Origin of the sequence: Nocardia sp. NPDC004860, assembly GCF_040609015.1 — a bacterium.
In the GTDB taxonomy this organism is placed as follows: domain Bacteria; phylum Actinomycetota; class Actinomycetes; order Mycobacteriales; family Mycobacteriaceae; genus Nocardia.
This window is the reverse complement of sequence record NZ_JBEXJI010000048.1, coordinates 14,872-35,573: the sequence shown is the minus strand read 5'-3', so window position 1 is coordinate 35,573 and position 20,702 is coordinate 14,872. Positions and strand designations below refer to the sequence as shown.

The window sequence follows — 20,702 nt, the reverse complement described above, 5'->3', positions numbered from 1 at the left end:
AGTTCACGGATTCGGGAAGAGTCCCTGCGCGAGCACCGGCCAGGAGGTTTTCAGGTCGTCCTGCCAGTAGCCCCAGATGTGGGTGCCGCTGCCGCGGAATTCGAATGTCGCGGGAATGTTCAGGGATTCCAGGCGTTTCTGCAGAATCGCCGTGGACAGTTCGCAATTGGCCTCGATGAGGGAGCCCAGCGCCACGGTCTTGGGAGTGTCCGCGGGCGCTTCCATCCGGCCGCGTGCGCCGGGCATGTCGAAGGCGCCCGGAATGCCGTTGCCGGTGGAGATGAAAAGGTTGGTGCCGCGCAGTTTCTCGGCATTGAGGGTGGGGTCGTTGGCCACCCACAGTGGGCCGCCCTCGGGACCCCACATGTTCTCGACCTTGCCGCCGCCGTAGAGCTCGGTGACCATCTTGATGGCCTCCCGGGCCATCGGCGTGATGGTCTGGAAGAAACCGCTGTACACGGCCGCGCTACGGAACAGCCCGGGATTGAAGATGACCGAATTCAATACGGGCAGACCGGCCATCGAGATACCGGCGATGGCATTGTTGCCACTGCTGGTCAGTGCGGCCGTCATCAGCGGCGGCAGTTCCTTGCCCAGATAGGTGGACCATTTGTTGACCCCCAGCGCGCGGTCGGGCTGGAGCCAGTCGGTGTACCAGCTGAATCTGCCGCCGATGATCTGCACGACATTGATGTTCTTGTCGCTCAGGAAATCCAGTGCGTCGGTGCGCAATTGCCAGGTGGCGGCGTCCTCGCCGCCGCCGGCGCCATTGAGGAGGTAGAGGGTGGGGCGCGGCTCGGAGGTGTCCGCCGGGCGCAGCACGTCGACCGGGAAGGTCTGGTTCATGGCGGCGGAGTAGACGGTGAAGGTGACGTGGCGGTCGTCGGTGACGCCCACGCTCTGGATGAAGGAGCCGTCGTCGGTCTTCATATCCGGGACCGAGACGCCGGGTGCGGTGGGATCGTCCGCGCCGGCGGGCACGGCGCCCGACAGGCCCAGTGCGGCGACGGTCGCGAGCACCGCCACCGTCGATCGTGCGGTGACTCGACTGATCCGACGGTTCAAGGCACCTGCCCTCAGCGTTCCTGGCAGCCGCCCCGGTGACGGCCCGCCCATCCGTATGAGCCTGGACGGGCGAGTTACAAATACCACAGTTTCACATTTGCGGAGGCCGGAATCGGCGGTCCGGCGCCGCGGGCGGGCGACCGGATCAGTACACGTCGCGCACGTAGCGCTTCTCCGCCACCAGCTGCTTCTTGAACGCCAGCGCGCCGTCCTCGCTCAGCGTGCCGTGAATGCGGGCAATCTTCAGCAGGGTGTCGTCCACATCCTTGGCCATGCGCGCAGCGTCACCGCACACATAGAAATGACCGCCCTCGCGCAACCACGCCCACAATTCCGCGCCGTGCTCGATCATCCGGTGCTGCACATAGATCCGCTCGCGCTGATCCCGGGAGAAGGCCAGATCCAGCCGGGTCAGGAATCCCGAACGGAACATGTCCTCGAGTTCGGCGCGGTAATAGAAATTGTCCTTGGCGTGCTGATCGCCGAAGAACAGCCAGTTGCGGCCCCGGCAGCCGAGAGCGCGGCGCTCCTGGAGGAAACCGCGGAACGGCGCGATGCCGGTACCCGGGCCGACCATGATCATCGGCGCGTTCGGATCCAGCGGCGGCCGGAAATGCGGCGCCCGCTGCAGGAAGATCGGCACCTCCGCGTGGGCGCGATCGGCCAGGAACGTGGAGCTCACTCCGCCGCGCCGGGCCGCCGAACCGATCGCCGCCGGATCGCCGTAGCGCACCACGCCGACTGTCAGCTGCACCTCGCGCGGACTCACCAGCGGACTCGACGAGATCGAATACTGGCGCGGCTGCAGCTTTTTCAGCGTGCCCAGCCACTCCACCAGATCGGCCCGCACCGGGAAATCGCGCAGCACGTCCACCGCCTGCCGATCCCACAGATACCCGTCCAGCTCATTGCGATTGTCCCGGCGCAGCAGCTTGGCCAGCCGCGGGCTGGCATTGCGCTCGGCCACGAACGACAGCAGATCGGCGCTCACCCGCGTGATGTCGTAGTGCGTCCGCAGCGCCTCCGCCAGCGCCAGCTCGCCGTCCTCGACGTCGACGAGCCGCCGCCCCTCCAGCCCGGTCACCGCGAGCCACTCCGCCACCAGCGCTTCACAATTCGCGGGCCGCACCCCGAGTGAATCGCCGACCTCGTAGGTGGCCTCCGGATCACTCAGATCGAACCCGAACTGCCGCACCTCTTTCCCGGAGCCATCGCGTGAAAGCAATTCATTGCGAACCAGTTTCGCCAGTACTGGCGAATTCCGCGTGAAGGGCGCGGCTGTGGTCGTGCGTGTCCGCCGCCCCGGCGCGAGGCGGGTGGCCGCGCCGCGTTGGCCATCACCGCCCAGGGGAGTGGAATTCGGCCCGAAGTCCGGGGAACCCCACCCCGGCGGCACATCGCCGGGCCGGGCGGCCGAGCCGTCCGGACCCTGAGCACCCGCTGCGGGCCCGCCGAATCCGGGGACACCGCGCGACCGGTCGGCATTGCTGCCTCGGCCCGGTGCGGCACCGGCTCCACCGGCGGATCGATCATCCGGTCCCGAACCATCCGGTCCAGCAGCGTTGTCGGACGTGGCGAGACCATCGGCCACGGCGTCGAACCAGGCCGCGGACAGGTCCTCATGATCGGGTTCGCTGTCGACGCGCGGCAAAAGGCGCGTGGCTCCGCGCTTCTCGAACAGTTCGTCCAGCTTGCGGCCGTGGCCACAGAAGTCGTCGTAGGAGGAATCGCCCAGCGCGAAGACCGCGTACCGCATGCCGGCCAGCCGGATCGCACTGTCGTTCAGGCGTTCCCAGAAGTCCGCGCCATTGTCGGGCGGGCCGCCGTCGCCGAAGGTGCTGCTGATGACCAGCACATCACCTGTCAGGTCGGACAGTTCGGCGGAATCCATGTCCAGCAGGCGCGGCGCGAATCCCGAATCGGCCAGATAGGTCGCCAGGGCGGCGGCCAGTTCCTCCGCCGTCCCGGTCTGCGACGCCCACAGCACGGTCACCGTGCGCGTCGCCGCAGCCGTGGCCACACCCGCGGTGTCCGACGGGCCGTGCGACGCGCTGCTGCCCACGCCACTGTCGAGCGCCGATGAGTGGTGCTGCGCCCCGCGCGAATACATTCCGCCCAGCAGCCCGTCGATCCACACCCGGCTGCGCTCCGAGATCGGCGCGGTCGCGGGCAGCACCGGGACGCCACTGACCGGCAGGCTCTGCAGCGCCGCCAGATATCCGCCGAGATAGAGGCGTTCGGTCTCGGTCAGCGTCGGTGCGACACCGGTCTCCAACCCGAGCATGAGCGCCAGGGGATGCGGTCCGCTCGCGGTGCCGGGGGCGACAGCAGCCGACCGGTCGGGTTCCCCGGAGCCCGCGATGAACGGCGGCGCGCCGAAACCCGCCGGCGCCGAACCGGTGCGGCCGGAGCCATTACCGCCTTCGCTGCCGGTGCCATTGGGCGCCGCCGCGGTCAGGGCCGCCACCTTCCGCAGCCGGACCGCGCAGGCCTTGAACTCGGGTTGCAGGGAGATCGGGTCGACCGCGTCATTGGTGACGGCATTGATGGTCAGGTATTCGCCCTGCTCGTCGTTCCAGTGGAACGGGGCGAAGCAGGTGCCGGGGAGGACGCGGTCGCTCACCTGGACGGGCAGCACGGCGCGGCCGCGGCGGGAGGTGATTTCGAGCTGGTCGCCCGCGCGCACCTCGAGGCGGGCGGCGTCCTCGGGGTGGATTTCCAGGAAGGGCTTGCCATTGAGCTTGGTCAGTTTCGCCACCTTCCCGGTCTTGGTCATGGTGTGCCACTGGTGTTGCAGGCGGCCGGTATTGAGCACGAAGGGGTGGTCCTCGTCCGGCATCTCGTCGGGCAGCAGATGCGGGCGCGCCCAGAACACCGCCTTGCGGCTGGGCGTGGCGAACGCCAGTCGCGGGGTGTGCCCGTGCTCGTCGGTGTGCAGGGTCTGGCTGACCCCGTCGTTGCGATAGCGAATCGGGTTGCGGCGCTGGGCCGGATCGGCGCACGGCCACTGCGCGGGCCCGGTCCGCAGCGCGTCGTAGTCGATGCCGCGCAGGTCGTAGCCGGTGGCCGGATTGGCGAATCGCCGGATCTCGTCGAAGATCTCGGCGCTGGAGGCGTACTCGAACCCGGGGAAGCCGAGCGCCGTCGCGACCTGCGCGACGAGCTGCCAGTCCGGGCGCGCGTCGCCGATCGGTTCCACCGACCGCTGCAGCAGGGTCAGGTTGCGTTCCGAGTTCACCTGCACCCCATCGGCCTCGGCCCACAGGGTGGCGGGCAGCAGCAGGTCGGCGTAGGCATTGGTGGCGGTGTCGGTGAAGACGTCCTGGGCGATCACCAGCTCGGCGGCCTCCAGTCCGGCGATGACGGTGCGCCGATTCGCCATGGAGGCAACGGGATTGCTGCACATGATCCAGCAGGCTTTGATCTTTCCGTCGGCCAGTCCGCGGAACATCTCGATGGAGCCGGGCCCGGCCTCGGCGCGAATGGTGCCCGGCGCCAGCCCCCATTCGGCCTCCACGAAGGCCCGGTCGGCGTCGGCGAGCACGCTGCGCTGGCCCGGCAATCCCGGTCCCATGTAACCCATTTCGCGCCCGCCCATGGCATTGGGCTGCCCGGTGAGCGAGAACGGCCCGCTGCCGGTGCGGCAGATGGCGCCGGTGGCCAGGTGCAGGTTGATGATGGCGTTACTGGCCCAGGTGCCGTGCGTGGACTGGTTGATGCCCATGGTCCACAGCGACATCCATTCGCCCGCCGCGCCGATCCAGGCGGCGGCGGTGCGGATGTCGGCCTCGGGGATGCCGGTCTCCTCGGACACCATCGACGGGGTGTAGGCGGCCAGGAACTCGGGCATGCCCGCCCAGTTCTCGGTGTGCTCGGCGATGAATTCGGCGTCGATGTCGCCGTTCTCGACCAGCAGGTGCAGCAGCCCGTTCAGCAGCGCCAGATCCGTGCCCGGCTTGATCTGCAGGAACAGGTCGGCGCGTGCCGCGGTGTCGGTGCGCCGCGGATCCACCACGATCAGCTTGGCGCCCGCCTTGAGCCGGTCGGCCATGCGCAGGAACAGGATGGGGTGGCAGTCGGCCATGTTCGCGCCGATGACGAAGAACAGGTCGGCGTGATCGAGGTCGTCGTAGGACCCGGGCGGCCCGTCCGCGCCCAGCGACAACTTGTACCCGCTGGCCGCGCTGGCCATGCACAGCCGCGAATTGGCCTCCATGTGCACGGTGCGCAGGTGGCCCTTGGCGAGCTTGGTGGCCAGGTACTGGGCCTCGATCGACAGCTGGCCGGACACGTAGAGGGCGATGGCGTCCGGTCCGTCTGTGTCGAGAATCACGCGAAGGCGCTGTGCGGCTTCGTGAATCGCCTCGTCGACGGGCATGGGCACCGGCGGCTGGCCGCGTTCGGGCCGGCGGTAGGCGGTCTCCATGCGGCCGGGCGCGGCCATCAGTTCGGCGTGCGTATTGCCCTTGGTGCACAGCCGCCCGGCATTGACCGGGTGGTCCTTGTCGCCCTTCACCCTGGCGATCACGGGCAGGCCGCGGGCGCCGGGCTTGGTTTCGACGGTGATGCCGCAGCCCACCCCGCAGTACGAGCACGCGGTCCGGGCGCTCGTCGGGGGCGTGGGCTGTTCCGGCATGGTTCCGAGTTAAGCCACCCCGGGTTGCGGTGGATTTACCGAACGTTATCGCCAGATGACAATCCACCTCACAGCCGTTTTCCGTGACTGTGAGGCCCAGGTCGGGGCGCTGCCGTGAGCAACGCCACAGGTCAGCGTTCCGGACTCGGTTTTCCGCTCAGCCCAGCTTGTACGCCCGGTGCAGGGCCACGGCCCCGCCCGAGAGATTGCGCCACTGCACCGAGGACCACCCGGCGTCGGCGATCCGCAGTGCCAGCTGCGGCTGATTCGGCCACTCCCGAATCGACTCGGCCAGATACACATAGGCGTCCGGATTGCTGGAGACCGCGCGTGCCAGCGGCGGCAGCGCCCGCATCAGGTACTCCATGTAGATGGTCCGGAAGGGTTCCCAGGTCGGCGTGGAGAACTCGGCCACCACCAGCCGCCCGCCCGGCTTGGTCACGCGCAGCATCTCGCGCAGCGCCAGATCCGGGTCGGCCACATTGCGCAGGCCGTAGGCGATGGTCACCGCGTCGAAGGAGTCGTCGGCGAAGGGCAGCGCCATGGCGTCGGCGGCGACCATGGGCACATTGCGGTGCCGTCCGGCCGACAGCATGCCCTGGGAGAAGTCCGCGGCCAGCACCCACGCGCCCGATTTGGCCAGGTCCACGGTGGAGACACCGGTCCCCGCCGCCAGATCCAGCACCCGCTCGCCGGGTCGCAGGCCCAGTGCCTTGCGCGTCACCCAGCGCCAATACCTGTCCTGGCCAACGGAGATCACCGAATTGGTCAGGTCGTACCGCTTGGCGACACCGTCGAACATGGACGCGACGTCGCGCGGCTGCTTGTCCAGCTGGGCCCGAAACGACTCCCGCTGCCTGATTTTCGCCACCTTCGCACCCTAACCGGCGACGGCGTCCCGCGACGATCGCGCCCGCGCGGCGCGCAGCCGCGTCCGCGCTCCTCGGAACCACCGGGTCGGGGGTGAGCCGAGGAACCACACCACGGGAATGGCGACGGCCCAGGAGACCACGATGACCGACAGCGCCGGGATGATCGCGACACGCGCATCGCGACCCGCCACGCGTACGAGATCGGGATCACTGCGCCGGTATTCGACATTGATGCGTTCGCCGACGGTCAGTCGGGTGGGGTACAGCACCCCGGTCTTCGGATTGTGCGTCTCGCCGTCGGGCGTCACGAAGATGACCGCGGATCGCAGCGTGCCCGCCGAGAGGACTTCGGCGCTGGTCACGCCCTTGTCGGAGTTGATCAGGTGGTCGTCGCGCCAGGCCGCCAGCACCAGCAGCACGGCCAGGAAGCTGACCGTGACCGCGGCGATCACGACCCCGATCCGAGCCCGCCGCAACCGAACCGCCCGCCGCTGTTCAGCCCGCTGTGTCTGATCGTCGCTCCGCTGCGCTCCGCTATCAGACTGGCTAGTTTCCGACACTTCAGCAGGCTATTCCATCGCTCGGCTACGGTCTTCGCCATGTCCCGAAAATTCAGCTTCACCGTGCAGTACAGCGTTCCGGTCGAAGAGCTTCACCGGGCACTGACCAATGACGAGATGTGGCGGGCCCGCTTCGCCGGGGCGACCACCGCCACACTCGAGCTCACCCACCCGAACGGCCCCGGCACCATCCAGATCCAGATGACCGAGAAGGCGCCCGAGGACCAGATTCCCGGCATCGTCAAGAAGGTACTCAAGAGCGAGCTCATGCTCGAGCGCACCGACACCTGGGGAGCGCTCACCGACGGCGTCGCCACGGGCGGCTTCAGCGGCCGCTCCAGCGGCATCACCACCGAGATGGCGGGCGCGTTCGAATTGCGGCCCACCGCCGAAGGTTCCGAGATCGAGGCCACCGGCACGGTCGACGTGAAGGTCCCGCTGGTCGGCGGGGCCATCGAACCGCTGGTCGAGAACCTGCTCAAGCGGGTCATGAACAGCGAGCGCAAGTCCGTCGAGTCCTGGTTCGCCGCGCAGACCGCCTGATCTCGCTGAACCGTGGATGCGGGGGTGGTCCCGCATCCACGGAGGCCGGCGCTTACTCCGGGCCGAACTGGGCCGTGGCCGGATCGAATTCGCGGGGTTCGACGAGGACCAGCCAGTTGCCGGAGTTGTCGCGGATGATGGCCTCGACGCCGTAAGGGCGTTCCGACGGCGGCTGCACGAACTCCACGTTCTTGGCGGTGAGTTCCTCGAAGGCCTTCTGGCAGTTGTCGGTTCGCAGGCCCAGTGCGCCGTGCGTGCCATTGGCCATGGACCGCCGGATGGCCTCGGCCAGATTATCGTCCAGCGGGGGACCCGGGATCATCAGCGTGACCTCCAGTTCCGGGTGGTTCGGGTGCACCACGGTCACCCAGCGGAAGCCGTTGTCGCCCATGGTCACATCGCTGGCCTCCACGAAACCCAGCTTCTCGATGTACCACTGCTTCGCGGCGGTCTGATCGGTCACGTACACGGTCACGAGCGAGACATTGGTGATGATCGTCATGCCCCGAGCCTATGGACGGCCGGCCCGCACGGGCTTCTCCGAAATTGCGCGTTTCCGCGCCGGGCGGATTCGCGTCCGGATAGCCGAGTTCACACACTCGGAACCTCGGTGAGCCCGCCGTAACGGCCGCGCAATGGAGCGGAAAGCCGAGATCAACATTCGGTGGCCACCCTCGAATCGGAAAAAGCTCGTGACGAGCCCGAACGAGGAGTGCCGGTGGTTCAGGTCGAAACCCCCGCGGCCAATGCGGTCGCCGCGTCCAAGGAGACGCTGGAGGATTACACGCTGCGGTTCGCGCCCCGCAGCTACCGCACATGGAGTCCGGCGGTGGTCGGCGTCTCGGCGCTCGGAGGCATCGCCTACCTGGCCGACTTCTCCATCGGCGCGAACATCGGCATCGCCAACGGCACCGGCAACGCCCTGCTGGGCATCGGGATCTTCGCCATCGTGGTCATGCTCACGGGTTTCCCGCTGGCCTACTACGCGGCGCGCTACAACATCGACCTGGACCTGATCACTCGCGGCAGCGGCTTCGGGTACTACGGGTCGGTGGTGACGAACATCGTGTTCGCCTCCTTCACCTTCATCTTCTTCGCCCTCGAGGGCTCGATCATGGCGCAGGGCCTGAAACTCGGCCTGCACGTGCCGCTGCCGATCGGCTACCTGGTGTCCACGGTGATGATCTTCCCGCTGGTCATCTACGGCATGAACACCCTGGCCAAGCTGCAGGTGTGGACCACCCCGCTGTGGCTGATCCTGATGGTGCTGCCGTTCGGCTTCCTGCTGGTCCGCCACCCGGACTCGGTCGGCACCTTCCTGTCCTACGGCGGCCAGGACGGCAAGGGCGTGAGCCTGTCCGGCGCGCTGCTGGCCGCCGGCGTCTGCCTCTCGCTCATCGCCCAGATCGCCGAGCAGATCGACTACCTGCGCTTCATGCCGCCCCGGACCCCGGAGAACGCCCGCAGGTGGTGGGGCTGGATGCTGCTGGCCGGACCGGGCTGGGTGCTCTTCGGCGCCATCAAGCAGGTGGTCGGCCTGTTCCTGGCGGTCTACCTGATCGCGAATCTGCCCGGCGCGCAGGACATCGCCAACCAGCCGGTGCGCCAGTTCCTCGAGATCTACCGCGACATGATGCCGTCCTGGCTGGCCATGACCCTGGCCGTGGCGCTGGTCGTCATCAGCCAGATCAAGATCAATGTGACCAATGCGTATTCGGGCTCGCTGGCGTGGACCAACTCCTTCACCCGCGTCACCAAGACCTACCCGGGCCGCATCGTCTTCCTCGGCCTGAACCTGGCCATCGCGCTGATCCTGATGGAAGCCAACATGTTCGACTTCCTCAACAACATCCTCGGCTTCTACGCCAACTGCGGCATCGCCTGGATCGTCACCGTCGCAACGGATATCGCGATCAACAAGTACGTGCTGAAGCTCTCGCCCAGGGAGCCGGAGTTCCGGCGCGGCATGCTCTACGACTTCAACCCGGTGGGCCTGGTCGGCTTCGGCCTGTCGGCGGTGCTGTCGATCATGACCTTCTTCGGCGTCTTCGGTGAGACCCTGAAGCCGTACTCGCCCATTGTGGCCGTGGTGGTCTCGTTCCTGGCGACTCCGCTGACCGCGATCCTCACCAAGGGCAGGTACTACCTGCGCCGCGACCACGACGGCATCGAGCTGCCCATGTTCGACGAGCACGGCAACCCATCGGGCGAGACCCTCACCTGCGCTGTCACCGGCATGGAATTCGAGCGCCCGGACATGATCGCCTCGGCGGTCCCGGGACCCGAGGGCGAGATCCAGTACATCAGCTCGCTGGCACTCTCGACGGACAAGACCGGCATTCACGTCCTGCCGTCCCGATGAGGCTGTGGCCCCGACGAATTCGCGTCACCGTGTGCGTTTCCGATCCGAGAGACCGTGCATGAAGACGTAGCAACCCGGGATATGGGGAGCGCCCTCGGCCGCGAACTTCGCTTGATACTCCGAGGGCGACATCCCCACCAGCTCGGTGAATTTGCTGCTGAACGACCCGAGACTGCTGTAGCCGACGAGCATGCAGGCCTCGGTCACCGTCACATTGGTGGCGCGCAACAGATCCTGGGCCCGCTCGATCCGGCGCTCGGCCAGATACACCGCCGGCGTCCTGCCGTACGTCGCCGCGAAACACCGCAGGAAGTGATACTTCGACACCCCCGCGGCCGCCGCCAGACTGTCCAGATCCAAGGGCTCCGCGTAGTGCCGGTCGGCCAGATCCCGTGCTCGCCGCAGATGCGGGAGCAGCTCCTCGGGAACCGGCCGGGCGTTCACGAGAACGGCTGGATCTTGTCGAAACGCAGGGAGGCCCGGCCCGCGCTCCGCCAGAGCCGGGCGGTCAGGTCCACGTCCTCGTCGGTGACCAGATTGCCCATCACCCGGACCGCGGTGCGCTGCAACAGCTTCGACCGCATCATCGGCGGCCCGCCCAGCGGCACCGTGCGCGGGTGGGTGGCCAGCCCCGCGAGCCGCCGCGCCACCGAATAGGTGCGGCCGTAGCGTTCCCGCAGCAGCTCCGGCCAGATCTGGGTCAGGTCGGGCTGGTCCAGGATCCCGGCGAGCATGTGCCCGCCCTCCAGCCCGTAGTCGATGCCCTCGCCGTTGAGCGGGTTCACGCACCCGGCCGCGTCGCCCACCAGCGCCCAGTTGCGCCCGGCCAGATTCGATACCGCGCCGCCCATAGGCAGCAGCGCCGACGCCACCGCCCGCGCCTCGCCCTCGAATCCCCACTCCGCGCGGCGTTCCGAAACATAGTGCTGCAGCAGCGGTTTCAAGGCGATATGCGACGGACGCCGTTCGGTGGCCAGCGAGCCGACGCCGATATTCACCTCTCCATTGCCGAGCGGGAAAACCCAGCCGTATCCGGGAATCAATTCCCCGTTCGCATCCCGCAATTCGAGATGCGAGGTGATCCATTCGTCATCACTGCGCTCGGACCTGATGTACGCCCGCGCCGCGGTCCCGTACGCGTACTGGCGATGCCAGGTGCGGCCCAGCAGCCTTCCGACGGGGGAGCGCACGCCGTCGGCCACGATGAGGATGTCGCACGACACCGCGCGCAGGCCGGCGTCGGTCTTGACGGTCACCCCGGTGACCCGGTCGCCCTCGCGGGCCACCTCCACCACCTTGGACCCGTCCACCATCCGCGCGCCCGACTTGATCGCCGTCTCGCGCAGCTTGTCGTCGAGTTCGGTTCGCGGAACAGCGCTTCCGTAGGTGGGGAACGACCCGTCCGGCCAGGACAGCAGCGCCTCCCGCCCGAACCCGGCCATCCGCAGGCCGCGATTGACCGTGTGCGCCCGCACCCAGTCGCCCAGGCCGAGATGCTCGAGTTCGGCGGTGGCGCGCGGCGTCAGTCCGTCACCGCAGGTCTTGTCGCGCGGGAACACCGCCGAATCGGTCAGCAGCACATCCCGGCCCATGCGCGCGGCCCAGGCGGCCGCCGCGGACCCGGCCGGACCCGCCCCGACTACCAGGACCTCGGCGTGCGCGGGCAGAGCTGTGTCTGATTTGCCCTCCGCTTCGCTCCGGGCGGGGTTCGCGGCCCTGGAGGTCTCGTTCTTCCCTCCCTGCGCTCCTCCGCTTCGCTCCGTCGCTCCGCTCAGTCCAGAACGAGACGGGCCGCGAACCTGCAGGCGCGGCATACTCGGGTCGTCATCCGGCAAGCGCATGGCGTCAATACTTGCAGCACATCACCGGGCGCGCATATTTGCCCTGCGCTTCATAGCGGGCGTTTCGTTTCGCGTGGCGAGTGTTTCGTGCGTCGCACTACGGTGGTGTCCATAGGGGGTGATCGGTCCACACGCTAGGTTCTTTGGCGTGGGGTCGGACGCGGCACTGGGAGATGAAATGAGCGCATCAGCTGTGAGCGAGGAGAGCACCGTGGTCGCGGGGGTGGATCTGGGCGATCCCGAGCTCGCGGCGACCGTGCGCAAGGGCCTGATCGAGGTCGAGGATCTGCTGATCACCGAGCTGTCCGACGGCGAGGAATTCCTGCAGGAGGCGGCGCTGCACCTGGCCAAGGCCGGCGGCAAGCGATTCCGTCCCCTGTTCACCATCCTGACCGGTCAGCTGGGCCCCGACCCGACCAGCCCCGACCTGGTCACCGCCGGCACCGTGGTGGAGCTCGTGCACCTGGCCACCCTGTACCACGACGACGTCATGGACGAGGCCTCCATGCGCCGCGGCGCGCCCAGCGTGAACTCGCGCTGGGGCAACAGCGTCGCCATCCTGGCCGGCGACTATCTGTTCGCCCACGCCTCGCGACTGGTCTCCACCCTCGGCCCGGACGCGGTCCGCATCATTGCCGAGACCTTCGCCGAGCTGGTCACCGGCCAGATGCGCGAGACCATCGGCGCCCGGCAGTCCCAGGACCCGGTCGAGCACTACCTGCGCGTGGTGTGGGAGAAGACCGGTTCGCTGATCGCCGCCGCCGGCCGCTTCGGCGGCACCTTCTCCGGTGCGGATCGCGACCATGTGGAGCGGCTGGCCCGCCTCGGCGACGCCGTGGGCACCGCCTTCCAGATCGCCGACGACATCATCGACATCTCCTCGGTGTCCGAGCAGTCCGGCAAGACCCCGGGCACCGACCTGCGCGAGGGCGTCCACACCCTGCCGGTCCTCTACGCCCTGCGCGACGAGGGCGCCGAGGGCGACCGCCTGCGCAAGCTGCTGGCCCGCCCGCTGGAGACCGACACCGAGGTCGACGAGGCCCTGTACCTGCTGTCCCGCTCCCGGGGCCTGGTGCTGGCCAAGGAGAAGCTGCACGGCTACGCCGACATCGCCCACGCCGAACTCTCCGCCCTGCCCGCCGGCCCGGCCAACGAGGCCCTGGAGCACCTGGTCCGCTACACCATCGAACGCGTCGGCTGATCCGAAACCGATCAGTCGAACAACTGGGAACTTCAACCCGGCTCGAGTTCGTTGACCTGGTGTAAGGCACCCAACTGCCGGCAAAAATCGCGGAGAGGCGGGTAAGCATGCATGGGCACGGGTACGCGAACGGGTTGAAGACGTTCGGGCTGCTGGTAGGGATGTCGGCGCTGATCGTGTTCGCGGGAGCGATGTTCCGCAGTCCCACGATCCTGATCCTGTCGATCGTGCTGGCCGTGGGCATGAACGCCTACGCCTACTTCAACAGCGACAAGCTGGCGTTGCGGGCCATGCACGCGCAGCCGGTGACGGAGCTGGAAGCCCCGGCCATGTACCGCATCGTGCGCGAGTTGGCCACGGCCGCACGGCAACCCATGCCGCGCCTCTACATCAGCCCCACCAATGCGCCGAATGCCTTTGCCACCGGCCGCAATCCGCGCAATGCCGCGGTCTGCTGCACCACCGGCATCCTGCAGATCCTCGACGAGCGGGAACTGCGCGCGGTGCTGGGCCACGAACTCTCGCACGTCTACAACCGCGACATCCTGATCTCCTCGGTGGCCGGCGCGCTCGCCTCGGTCATCTCCGGCCTGGCGAACCTGGCCTTCTTCGCCGGCGCCTTCGGCGGCAGCCGGGACGGCGAGGGCCCGAATATCATTGGCATCCTGCTGGTTTCGCTGCTGGGCCCGATCGCGGCCTCGCTCATCAAACTGGCCGTCTCCCGCTCCCGGGAGTATCAGGCCGACCAGGACGGCGCCGAACTCACCGGCGACCCCCTGGCCCTCGCATCGGCCCTGCGCAAGCTGGAACGCGGCACCCAGGCGGCCCCGCTGCCCCCCGAGCCGCAGCTGACCGCGCAGTCGCACCTGATGATCGCCAACCCGTTCCGCAACGGCGACCGGATGGCCCGCTGGTTCTCCACCCACCCCCCGATGGCGGACCGTATCGCCCGCCTCGAGGAGATGGCTGGTGGAAACCGCGATTACTAGCGGTAGTTCACGAACTGCAGGGCGATATCGAAGTCGCCGCCCTTCAGCAGCGAGATGACCGCCTGCAGGTCGTCGCGGCTCTTGCTGCTGACCCGCAGCTCCTCGCCCTGGATCTGCGCCTTGACGCCCTTGGGACCTTCGTCACGGATCTTCTTGGCGATCTTCTTCGCATTCTCCGTGGTGATGCCCTGCACCAGGGTTCCTGTGATCTTGTACACCTTGCCGGAGGCCTGCGGATCACCCGCGTCGAACGCCTTGAGCGAGATGTCGCGGCGAATCAGCTTCTCCTTGAACACATCCAGGGCGGCCTTGACGCGATCCTCGGACTCGGCGCTGAGGATGATCTTCTCCTCGCCCGACCATTCGATGCTCGCCCCGGTGCCCCGGAAGTCGTAGCGCTGGCTCAGCTCCTTGGCGGCCTGGTTCAGGGCGTTGTCCACCTCCTGGCGATCGATCTTGCTGACGACATCGAACGACGAATCCGCCACACTCTTCTCCTGTCCGAGACTCGGATATTCGGGATGTTCCACGCCGACGCTAGCCCCTTCGGCACGGCTGTATCCAGCCGGTTTGCATTCCGGGCGTGTGTTCGTTGTATTCTGCTGGAGCGCTGCAAGGCGTACCCCGGCGGATTGCCCGAGCGGCCAAAGGGAGCTGACTGTAAATCAGCCGCGTAATGCTTCGGAGGTTCAAATCCTTCATCCGCCACCAGAGAGCCCCGTGGACCCAGTGTCCACGGGGCTCTTGGTATTTCGGGCCAGGCCGGCCGGTCGTCCCGAGCCCTGCTCCGGCCGGCGCGGGCACCGACGTCTCGGTTACCCCGGTCGAGTAGCCGCGAAACCCGCGCTGACCAGCCGGTTTGGATAGTCGGCGAGGATGTGTGTAATCTCGTTCAAGTCGTCAGCGCCCCGGCCGAGACCGGAGCAAGACAGACACGCCCCCTTAGCTCAGTCGGCAGAGCGTTTCCATGGTAAGGAAAAGGTCAACGGTTCGATTCCGTTAGGGGGCTCGCCGGATTGCCGGTGGTGACCGACTCGGCTTCTCGTTGCAGGGCCCGGGGCCTTCCCGCCGTCAAGTACCGACAACAGATGGCGGTGTAGCTCAGTCGGTAGAGCAAACGACTCATAATCGTTGTGTCGCCGGTTCAAGTCCGGCCATCGCTACATACTGATATCCCAATCAGGCTGACCGGAAAGAAGGCAATCGTGGCCGCGAAGTCCACTGATATCCGGCCAAAGATCACCTTGGCCTGCGAGCAGTGCAAGCACCGCAACTACATCACCAAGAAGAACCGGCGCAATGACCCGGACCGCCTCGAGCTGAAGAAATTCTGCCCGAACTGCGGTACCCACCGGGCGCACCGCGAGTCTCGCTAACTTAAACCCGCGCGATCTACCGCGTGGATGACAGTGCCGGATCGGCAAGTCACTCCGTCTCTTAGAAAGAGATAGTGGCGCCGGTCCGGCATTTGGCGTATATAGCGGTGGTTCAGCGCTCTCGCCCGATCCCGTTCCGGGGATCAGATAGGGACTTCCTGCCGTGACGATCAACATCGACATTGACACCGAGGCCGACATGGTCGATTCCAGCGAGGTCTTCGACCCCGCCGCACACGCCGCCGCCATGGTCGGCCACCACTACCGCGTCGACGACTACTACGAGGTCGGCCGCGAGAAGGTGCGCGAGTACGCCCGCGCGGTGCAGGACTATCACCCGGTCCACTGGGACGAGGACATCGCCCAGAGCTACGGTCACAACGGGCTGGTCGCCCCCCTCACCTTCATCTCCCTGGTCGGAATCCTGGCCCAGCGCAGGCTCTTCGAGCAGATCGTCACCGGCTACGACCTGAGCCAGATCATGCAGACCGATCAGATCCTGGAGTTCCACCGGCCCATCCGGGCCGGCGACCAGCTGTCCTGCATCGTCTACCTGCACTCCTTCCGGCAGGCCTTCGGTGGCGACATCATCGTCACCCGCAACGACGTGCTCGACCAGAACGACGAGCTGGTCCTCACCACCTACACCACCCTCATCGGCCGCAGTGGCGGTGACATCGATCCCAACATGGGTGAGGCCGTGCGCAACGTGCTCATGCACGGCGTCGGCCCGGAGGAGCGTCCGGAGCACCACCCGCGCAGCGCCGACGTGCCGACGCCCCCGGCGCCGGTCGAGATCGCGGCCACCGGCACGATCGTCGCGAGCAAGCACGTCCGCCGCTTCGAGGATGTGATCGCCGGCGCCGAACTGCCCCCGCGCGTGGTTCATCTCACCCGCGGTGATCTGGTGAACTACGCCGGCGTGTCCGGCGACGCCAACCCGATCCACTGGAGCGACGATGTCGTGAAGCTGGTCGGCCTGGAAAACGTTGTGGCGCACGGCATGCTGACCATGGGCCTGGGTGGCGGTTTCGTCACCTCCTGGCTCGGCGACCCGGGCGCGGTCAAGGAGTACAACGTCCGCTTCACCAGCCCCGTCTACGTTCCGGTCGACCGTCCCGCGGAAATCGAGTACACCGGCAAGGTCAAGTCCGTGGACCCGGAGACCCGCACCGCCGTCGTCGCCATCGTGGCGAAGTCCGAGGGGCGCAAGATCTTCGGCCGCGCCACCGCAACGGTGCAGCTCTCCTGACCTTCGACCCGAGGTACGCTGCGACACCCCGATTGGCGATCGCCACGCGGGGTAACGTACACTCGGGAATCTGGGGTCACCAGCCGATGCGCGCTGCTCCGAGGAGCGGCGCGCGTGTTGTGTGAAAACCCGTGTACAACTGAATAGAACAGTGGCTGGACTCGTTACCCCGTCCAGCCGAAGGGGCGTAGCTCAACTGGCAGAGCAGCGGTCTCCAAAACCGCAGGTTGCAGGTTCAAGTCCTGTCGCCCCTGCCCTGGATGCCGACGTAGAGAGGATCGACGTGAGCGACGAGCGGGACACTCGCCACGAAGATGGCGATGACACCGCCGCGGTGGCTCGGCCGAGCGGCAAGCGGTCCGCCCGGCGCACGCGCGCCGCGTCGTCCAGCGCCGTCGCGACGATCGATCGACCGTCGGCCTCGGCCAAGGCAACCACCAAGCAGTCCGGCAAGGACAAGAAGGCCGGGCGAGGCGGAACGGGCAATCCGTTCAAGCGCCTGGTGAAGTTCCTCAAGGAAGTCATCGCGGAACTTCGCAAGGTCATCTGGCCCAACCGCAAGCAGATGGTCACCTATACGAGCGTTGTCCTGGTGTTCGTGATTTTCATCGTCGCGTTCATCAGCGGGTTGGATCTGGCGTTCATCAAGGGTGTCAACTGGCTCTTCGGCTAGGCGGCACGATGACCGCGTCTGACCGTCGCGGCCGGTGACCGGCCCCCGGGCAGAGGCGGGGAGCGGGACCATCCGCCGGGCGTTTTGTCCCGGCGCGCAGAGGATTACGTGACGACTAAGGAAGCGAGTGCCCCAGTGAGCACCCCGGAGAACGGCACAACCGAGGAATTCCCGGTGGATGACGCGGTGATCGAAGAGACCACCGCGGACGTCGAAGACGACGCTGAGGGCTTCGCCGACGAGGCCGAGACCTTTGCCGCCGACGCGGAGGCCGGCGAGTTCGCCGCCGACGCCGAGGAGGACGAGCCCGCCCGCCCCGCCGCCGAGCTCTCCGATGAGCCGGCCGACCCGGTCGCCGAGATGACCGCCGCGCTGCGGCGCGCGCCCGGTGACTGGTACGTCGTCCACTCCTACGCCGGCTACGAGAACAAGGTGAAGACCAATCTCGAGACCCGCGTGCAGAACCTCGGTCTCGAGGACTACATCTTCCAGGTCGAGGTGCCGACCGAAGAGGTCACCGAGATCAAGAACGGCCAGAAGAAGAACGTCAACCGCAAGGTGCTGCCGGGCTACATCCTGGTCCGCATGGAGCTGAACGACGAGTCCTGGGGCGCGGTGCGCAACACCCCCGGTGTCACCGGTTTCGTCGGCGCCACCTCGCGGCCCTCGCCGCTCACCATTCCCGAAGTGGTGAAGTTCCTGGTCCCGGCCGCGCAGCAGAAGAAGGCCGCCCCGGCCGCCGCCGCCGCCGCCGCCGCGGCCCCCGGCGAGACCCCGATCGTGAAGCCGGTCATCGAGGTCGACTTCGAGGTCGGCGAGTCGGTGACCGTCATGGACGGCCCCTTCGCCACCCTCCCGGCCAGCATCTCCGAGGTCAATGCCGAGCAGCAGAAGCTCAAGGTGCTGGTCTCGATCTTCGGCCGCGAAACTCCGGTCGAGCTGGCCTTCACGCAGGTCGCCAAGATTTAAGTGCGTCAGGGCGGTGGCCCGGTCCGCTTCCGGGCCGGTGTCACCGCCTTTTTCGCGTTCGCATAGACTTGACGGGTTGTGCCTCGGGCGATCCTGTCCGGGGCACGGTCCGGAGAAGGCTTACGGGAATCCGTAAGGAACCTAACCCAAGGAAGAAAGATGCCCCCGAAGAAGAAGAAGGTCGCTGGGCTCATCAAGCTCCAGATCCAGGCCGGTGCCGCCAACCCGGCTCCGCCGGTCGGTCCGGCGCTGGGTCAGCACGGCGTCAACATCATGGAGTTCTGCAAGGCGTACAACGCGGCGACCGAGTCGCAGCGTGGCAACGTCATCCCGGTCGAGATCACGGTCTACGAAGACCGCTCGTTCGACTTCAAGCTGAAGACGCCGCCCGCCGCGCGTCTGCTGCTGAAGGCCGCCGGGATCCAGAAGGGCTCCGCCGAGCCGCACCGCAACAAGGTCGCGCAGATCACCATGGACCAGGTCCGTGAGATCGCCAAGACCAAGCAGGAAGACCTGAACGCCAACGACATCGACGCCGCGGCGAAGATCATCGCTGGTACCGCCCGCTCGATGGGTATCACCATCGCGGAGTAGGGCTTTCGAGCTCTTGTGGAAGGGACCGCCTGTCCCGCACCACTTCTGACTTAGACAAGGACAGAGAATCATGGCAAAACGAAGCAAGGCTTATCTCGAGGCGGCCGCCAAGGTCGACCGCGCCGCGCTCTACGCTCCGCTGGCCGCCGCGCGCCTGGCGAAGGAGACCGCGACCACCAAGACCGACGCGACCGTCGAGGTCGCCGTCCGTCTGGGCGTCGACCCCCGCAAGGCCGACCAGATGGTCCGTGGCACCGTCAACCTGCCGCACGGCACCGGTAAGACCGCCCGCGTCATCGTGTTCGCGGTCGGCGACAAGGCCGCCGAGGCCGAGGCCGCCGGTGCGGACGCCGTGGGCGCCGAGGACCTGATCGAGCGCATCCAGGGCGGCTGGCTGGACTTCGACGCCGCGATCGCCACCCCGGACCAGATGGCCAAGGTCGGTCGTATCGCTCGCGTGCTGGGCCCGCGTGGCCTGATGCCGAACCCGAAGACCGGCACCGTCACCCCCGACGTGACCAAGGCCGTCAACGACATCAAGGGCGGCAAGATCAACTTCCGCGTCGACAAGCAGGCCAACCTGCACTTCGTGATCGGCAAGGCTTCCTTCGACGAGAAGAAGCTGGCCGAGAACTACGGCGCCGCGCTCGACGAGATCCTGCGTGTCAAGCCCTCCACCGCGAAGGGCCGCTACGTCAAGAAGGTGACGTTCTCGACCAACACCGGACCGGGCATCCCGGTGGATCCGAACCGCACCCGCAACTTCGCCGAGGAAGACTGATTCCTCGACGCGGTAACGCGTAGCAACGCATGAAGCCCGAAGGGCCGGTACGAATCTCGTACCGGCCCTTCGCTTTTGCGAAGCAGAACAACAGCGGACGGGCGGGGGTGTCACCCCTGTTTTGGCGTATCGATACTGGTCCGCTATATTGGACGACGGTCACCGGCCTGTTCGGTGATCACCCCCAAATCGTTCTACCGAAGACCGTTGGTTGCTGCCGTCAGGTGGCTGAAGGTCCGGCGATATTGCCGGCGGCCCACGCAGGGAGAGCCGAGGTCGGGAAACCCGCGAGAAATCGCGACTGTTTCTTGTGCGCCCCGGGACCACCTTGCGTCCGGGGCGTTTGCTTTGTCGCCGGCCCCTGTGGCGGAACTCGGTAGTTCATACGAGATCCGACCATCCAGAGAGGAGGCGAAGTATGGCAAAGGCTGAGAAGGTCACCGCGGTTGCGGAGATCACCGAGCAGTTCAAGTCGTCCACCGCGACTGTCGTCACGGAATACCGTGGCCTGTCCGTCGGCAAGATCACTGAGCTGCGTCGTGCCCTCGGCGCGAACGCTACCTACTCCGTCGCCAAGAACACCCTGGTCAAGCGCGCTGCCGCCGAGGCGGGCGTGGAAGGCCTGGATGACTTGTTCGTCGGTCCGACCGCCATCACCTTCATTACGGGTGAGCCGGTCGACGCCGCGAAGGCGCTGAAGGCGTTCGCCAAGGACAACAAGGCGCTCATCATCAAGGGCGGCTACATGGACGGCGCCGCGCTGTCCGTGTCCGAGGTCGAGCGCATTGCCGACCTGGAGTCGCGCGAGGTGCTGCTGGCCAAGCTGGCCGGCGCGATGAAGGGCAACCTGTCGAAGGCTGCCGGGCTGTTCGCCGCCCCGGCCTCGCAGATCGCCCGCCTGGCCGCGGCCCTGGAGGAGAAGAAGCGCGCCGAGGGTGGCGCCGCCGAAGCTCCGGCCGCAGACGCCGAATAAGTCACTACCCCAAAC

19 protein-coding genes and 4 tRNA genes are annotated in these 20,702 nt (G+C 67.2%); 15 read left to right on the top strand and 8 right to left on the bottom strand.

All coding sequences use genetic code 11. The features are described 5' to 3' along the window. Positions 1 to 3: 3 nt before the first annotated feature. From ABZV44_RS43895 to ABZV44_RS43880, 4 genes are all read right to left on the bottom strand, one after another. A complete protein-coding gene (locus ABZV44_RS43895; RefSeq protein ID WP_354850798.1) occupies positions 4 to 1,026 on the bottom strand; it encodes an alpha/beta hydrolase family protein in 1,023 nt (340 codons plus the stop codon). Positions 1,027 to 1,210: 184 nt separating this feature from the next. After that, positions 1,211 to 5,701: a molybdopterin-dependent oxidoreductase gene (locus tag ABZV44_RS43890; protein WP_354850795.1), complete on the bottom strand. Its 4,491-nt coding sequence runs from the start codon at positions 5,699 to 5,701 to the stop codon at positions 1,211 to 1,213. A 157-nt stretch (positions 5,702 to 5,858) separates the two neighbouring features. Next, on the bottom strand, positions 5,859 to 6,572 hold the full coding sequence (locus ABZV44_RS43885) for a demethylmenaquinone methyltransferase (RefSeq protein ID WP_354850793.1): 714 nt from the start codon (positions 6,570 to 6,572) through the stop codon (positions 5,859 to 5,861). 9 nt (positions 6,573 to 6,581) lie between these two features. Next, a complete protein-coding gene (locus ABZV44_RS43880) occupies positions 6,582 to 7,025 on the bottom strand; it encodes a DUF3592 domain-containing protein (RefSeq protein WP_354850790.1) in 444 nt (147 codons plus the stop codon). A gap of 147 nt (positions 7,026 to 7,172) precedes the next feature. Between ABZV44_RS43880 and ABZV44_RS43875 the strand changes: the two genes are divergently transcribed. Further along, the gene (locus ABZV44_RS43875) at positions 7,173 to 7,676 is read left to right on the top strand and encodes a DUF2505 domain-containing protein (RefSeq protein ID WP_354850787.1); all 504 of its coding nucleotides are present in this window, start codon (positions 7,173 to 7,175) and stop codon (positions 7,674 to 7,676) included. Between the two features lie 52 nt (positions 7,677 to 7,728). On the opposite strand, the gene ABZV44_RS43870 is transcribed toward ABZV44_RS43875, so the two are convergent. Further along, entirely contained in the window at positions 7,729 to 8,172 is a 444-nt protein-coding gene (locus tag ABZV44_RS43870; RefSeq protein ID WP_354850830.1) for a VOC family protein, read from the bottom strand. Between the two features lie 222 nt (positions 8,173 to 8,394). On the opposite strand from ABZV44_RS43870, the gene ABZV44_RS43865 reads away from it, so the two are divergent. Next, the gene (locus ABZV44_RS43865) at positions 8,395 to 10,038 is read left to right on the top strand and encodes a hypothetical protein (protein WP_354850785.1); all 1,644 of its coding nucleotides are present in this window, start codon (positions 8,395 to 8,397) and stop codon (positions 10,036 to 10,038) included. A 24-nt stretch (positions 10,039 to 10,062) separates the two neighbouring features. Here the strand turns inward: ABZV44_RS43865 and ABZV44_RS43860 are convergent, their stop codons facing one another. Both ABZV44_RS43860 and ABZV44_RS43855 read right to left on the bottom strand, forming a co-directional pair. Further along, entirely contained in the window at positions 10,063 to 10,482 is a 420-nt protein-coding gene (locus ABZV44_RS43860; protein WP_354850782.1) for an AraC family transcriptional regulator, read from the bottom strand. After that, a complete protein-coding gene (locus tag ABZV44_RS43855) occupies positions 10,479 to 11,879 on the bottom strand; it encodes a geranylgeranyl reductase family protein (protein ID WP_354850779.1) in 1,401 nt (466 codons plus the stop codon). Before ABZV44_RS43855 ends, ABZV44_RS43860 begins: the two co-directional genes overlap by 4 nt. A 178-nt stretch (positions 11,880 to 12,057) precedes the next feature. On the opposite strand from ABZV44_RS43855, the gene ABZV44_RS43850 reads away from it, so the two are divergent. Together ABZV44_RS43850 and htpX are read left to right on the top strand one after the other, a co-directional pair. Continuing rightward, a complete protein-coding gene (locus ABZV44_RS43850; RefSeq protein ID WP_354850777.1) occupies positions 12,058 to 13,080 on the top strand; it encodes a polyprenyl synthetase family protein in 1,023 nt (340 codons plus the stop codon). Positions 13,081 to 13,187: 107 nt separating this feature from the next. Further along, positions 13,188 to 14,069, top strand: coding sequence for a zinc metalloprotease HtpX (htpX, locus tag ABZV44_RS43845; RefSeq protein WP_354850774.1), 882 nt, complete (start codon positions 13,188 to 13,190; stop codon positions 14,067 to 14,069). Here the strand turns inward: htpX and ABZV44_RS43840 are convergent. Further along, complete coding sequence (locus tag ABZV44_RS43840) at positions 14,066 to 14,557, bottom strand: YajQ family cyclic di-GMP-binding protein (protein ID WP_354850771.1); 492 nt, start codon at positions 14,555 to 14,557, stop codon at positions 14,066 to 14,068. The two genes, htpX and ABZV44_RS43840, sit on opposite strands and share 4 nt — an antisense overlap. Before the next feature lie 138 nt (positions 14,558 to 14,695). Between ABZV44_RS43840 and ABZV44_RS43835 the strand changes: the two genes are divergently transcribed. The 11 genes from ABZV44_RS43835 (at position 14,696) to rplJ (ending at position 20,687) form a co-directional block, all read left to right on the top strand. Then, a tRNA-Tyr gene (locus ABZV44_RS43835) sits at positions 14,696 to 14,780 on the top strand. 225 nt (positions 14,781 to 15,005) lie between these two features. Beyond that, positions 15,006 to 15,078 (top strand) — tRNA-Thr (locus tag ABZV44_RS43830). Positions 15,079 to 15,159: 81 nt separating this feature from the next. Next, positions 15,160 to 15,232, top strand: a tRNA-Met gene (locus ABZV44_RS43825). A gap of 42 nt (positions 15,233 to 15,274) precedes the next feature. Beyond that, complete coding sequence (gene rpmG, locus ABZV44_RS43820) at positions 15,275 to 15,445, top strand: 50S ribosomal protein L33 (protein ID WP_029925945.1); 171 nt, start codon at positions 15,275 to 15,277, stop codon at positions 15,443 to 15,445. A 199-nt stretch (positions 15,446 to 15,644) separates the two neighbouring features. Continuing rightward, complete coding sequence (locus ABZV44_RS43815; protein WP_354850828.1) at positions 15,645 to 16,697, top strand: fused (3R)-hydroxyacyl-ACP dehydratase subunits HadA/HadB; 1,053 nt, start codon at positions 15,645 to 15,647, stop codon at positions 16,695 to 16,697. Positions 16,698 to 16,878: 181 nt separating this feature from the next. Beyond that, positions 16,879 to 16,951, top strand: a tRNA-Trp gene (locus tag ABZV44_RS43810). A gap of 29 nt (positions 16,952 to 16,980) precedes the next feature. Beyond that, a complete protein-coding gene (secE, locus tag ABZV44_RS43805; RefSeq protein ID WP_354850767.1) occupies positions 16,981 to 17,370 on the top strand; it encodes a preprotein translocase subunit SecE in 390 nt (129 codons plus the stop codon). Positions 17,371 to 17,505: 135 nt separating this feature from the next. Beyond that, on the top strand, positions 17,506 to 18,339 hold the full coding sequence (gene nusG, locus ABZV44_RS43800; protein WP_354850765.1) for a transcription termination/antitermination protein NusG: 834 nt from the start codon (positions 17,506 to 17,508) through the stop codon (positions 18,337 to 18,339). 159 nt (positions 18,340 to 18,498) lie between these two features. Then, positions 18,499 to 18,933 carry a 50S ribosomal protein L11 gene (gene rplK, locus ABZV44_RS43795; RefSeq protein ID WP_354850762.1) on the top strand — a complete coding sequence of 145 codons (435 nt, stop codon included), beginning with the start codon at positions 18,499 to 18,501 and terminating at the stop codon, positions 18,931 to 18,933. A gap of 70 nt (positions 18,934 to 19,003) precedes the next feature. After that, the gene (rplA, locus tag ABZV44_RS43790) at positions 19,004 to 19,714 is read left to right on the top strand and encodes a 50S ribosomal protein L1 (RefSeq protein ID WP_040862030.1); all 711 of its coding nucleotides are present in this window, start codon (positions 19,004 to 19,006) and stop codon (positions 19,712 to 19,714) included. Positions 19,715 to 20,132: 418 nt separating this feature from the next. Next, the gene (gene rplJ, locus ABZV44_RS43785; protein ID WP_354850760.1) at positions 20,133 to 20,687 is read left to right on the top strand and encodes a 50S ribosomal protein L10; all 555 of its coding nucleotides are present in this window, start codon (positions 20,133 to 20,135) and stop codon (positions 20,685 to 20,687) included. Positions 20,688 to 20,702 lie beyond the last annotated feature (15 nt).

Bases quoted from the DNA above. Each gene is read 5' to 3' on its own strand.
- ABZV44_RS43890 (WP_354850795.1), bottom strand. From the start codon at position 5,701: ATGCCGGAACAGCCCACGCCCCCGACGAGCGCCCGGACCGCGTGCTCG.
- ABZV44_RS43815 (WP_354850828.1), top strand. From the start codon at position 15,645: ATGGTCGATTCCAGCGAGGTCTTCGACCCCGCCGCACACGCCGCCGCC.
- ABZV44_RS43855 (WP_354850779.1), bottom strand. From the start codon at position 11,879: ATGCGCTTGCCGGATGACGACCCGAGTATGCCGCGCCTGCAGGTTCGC.
- rplA (WP_040862030.1), top strand. From the start codon at position 19,004: ATGGCAAAACGAAGCAAGGCTTATCTCGAGGCGGCCGCCAAGGTCGAC.
- ABZV44_RS43875 (WP_354850787.1), top strand. From the start codon at position 7,173: ATGTCCCGAAAATTCAGCTTCACCGTGCAGTACAGCGTTCCGGTCGAA.
- htpX (WP_354850774.1), top strand. From the start codon at position 13,188: ATGCATGGGCACGGGTACGCGAACGGGTTGAAGACGTTCGGGCTGCTG.
- ABZV44_RS43850 (WP_354850777.1), top strand. From the start codon at position 12,058: ATGAGCGCATCAGCTGTGAGCGAGGAGAGCACCGTGGTCGCGGGGGTG.
- rplJ (WP_354850760.1), top strand. From the start codon at position 20,133: ATGGCAAAGGCTGAGAAGGTCACCGCGGTTGCGGAGATCACCGAGCAG.
- rplK (WP_354850762.1), top strand. From the start codon at position 18,499: ATGCCCCCGAAGAAGAAGAAGGTCGCTGGGCTCATCAAGCTCCAGATC.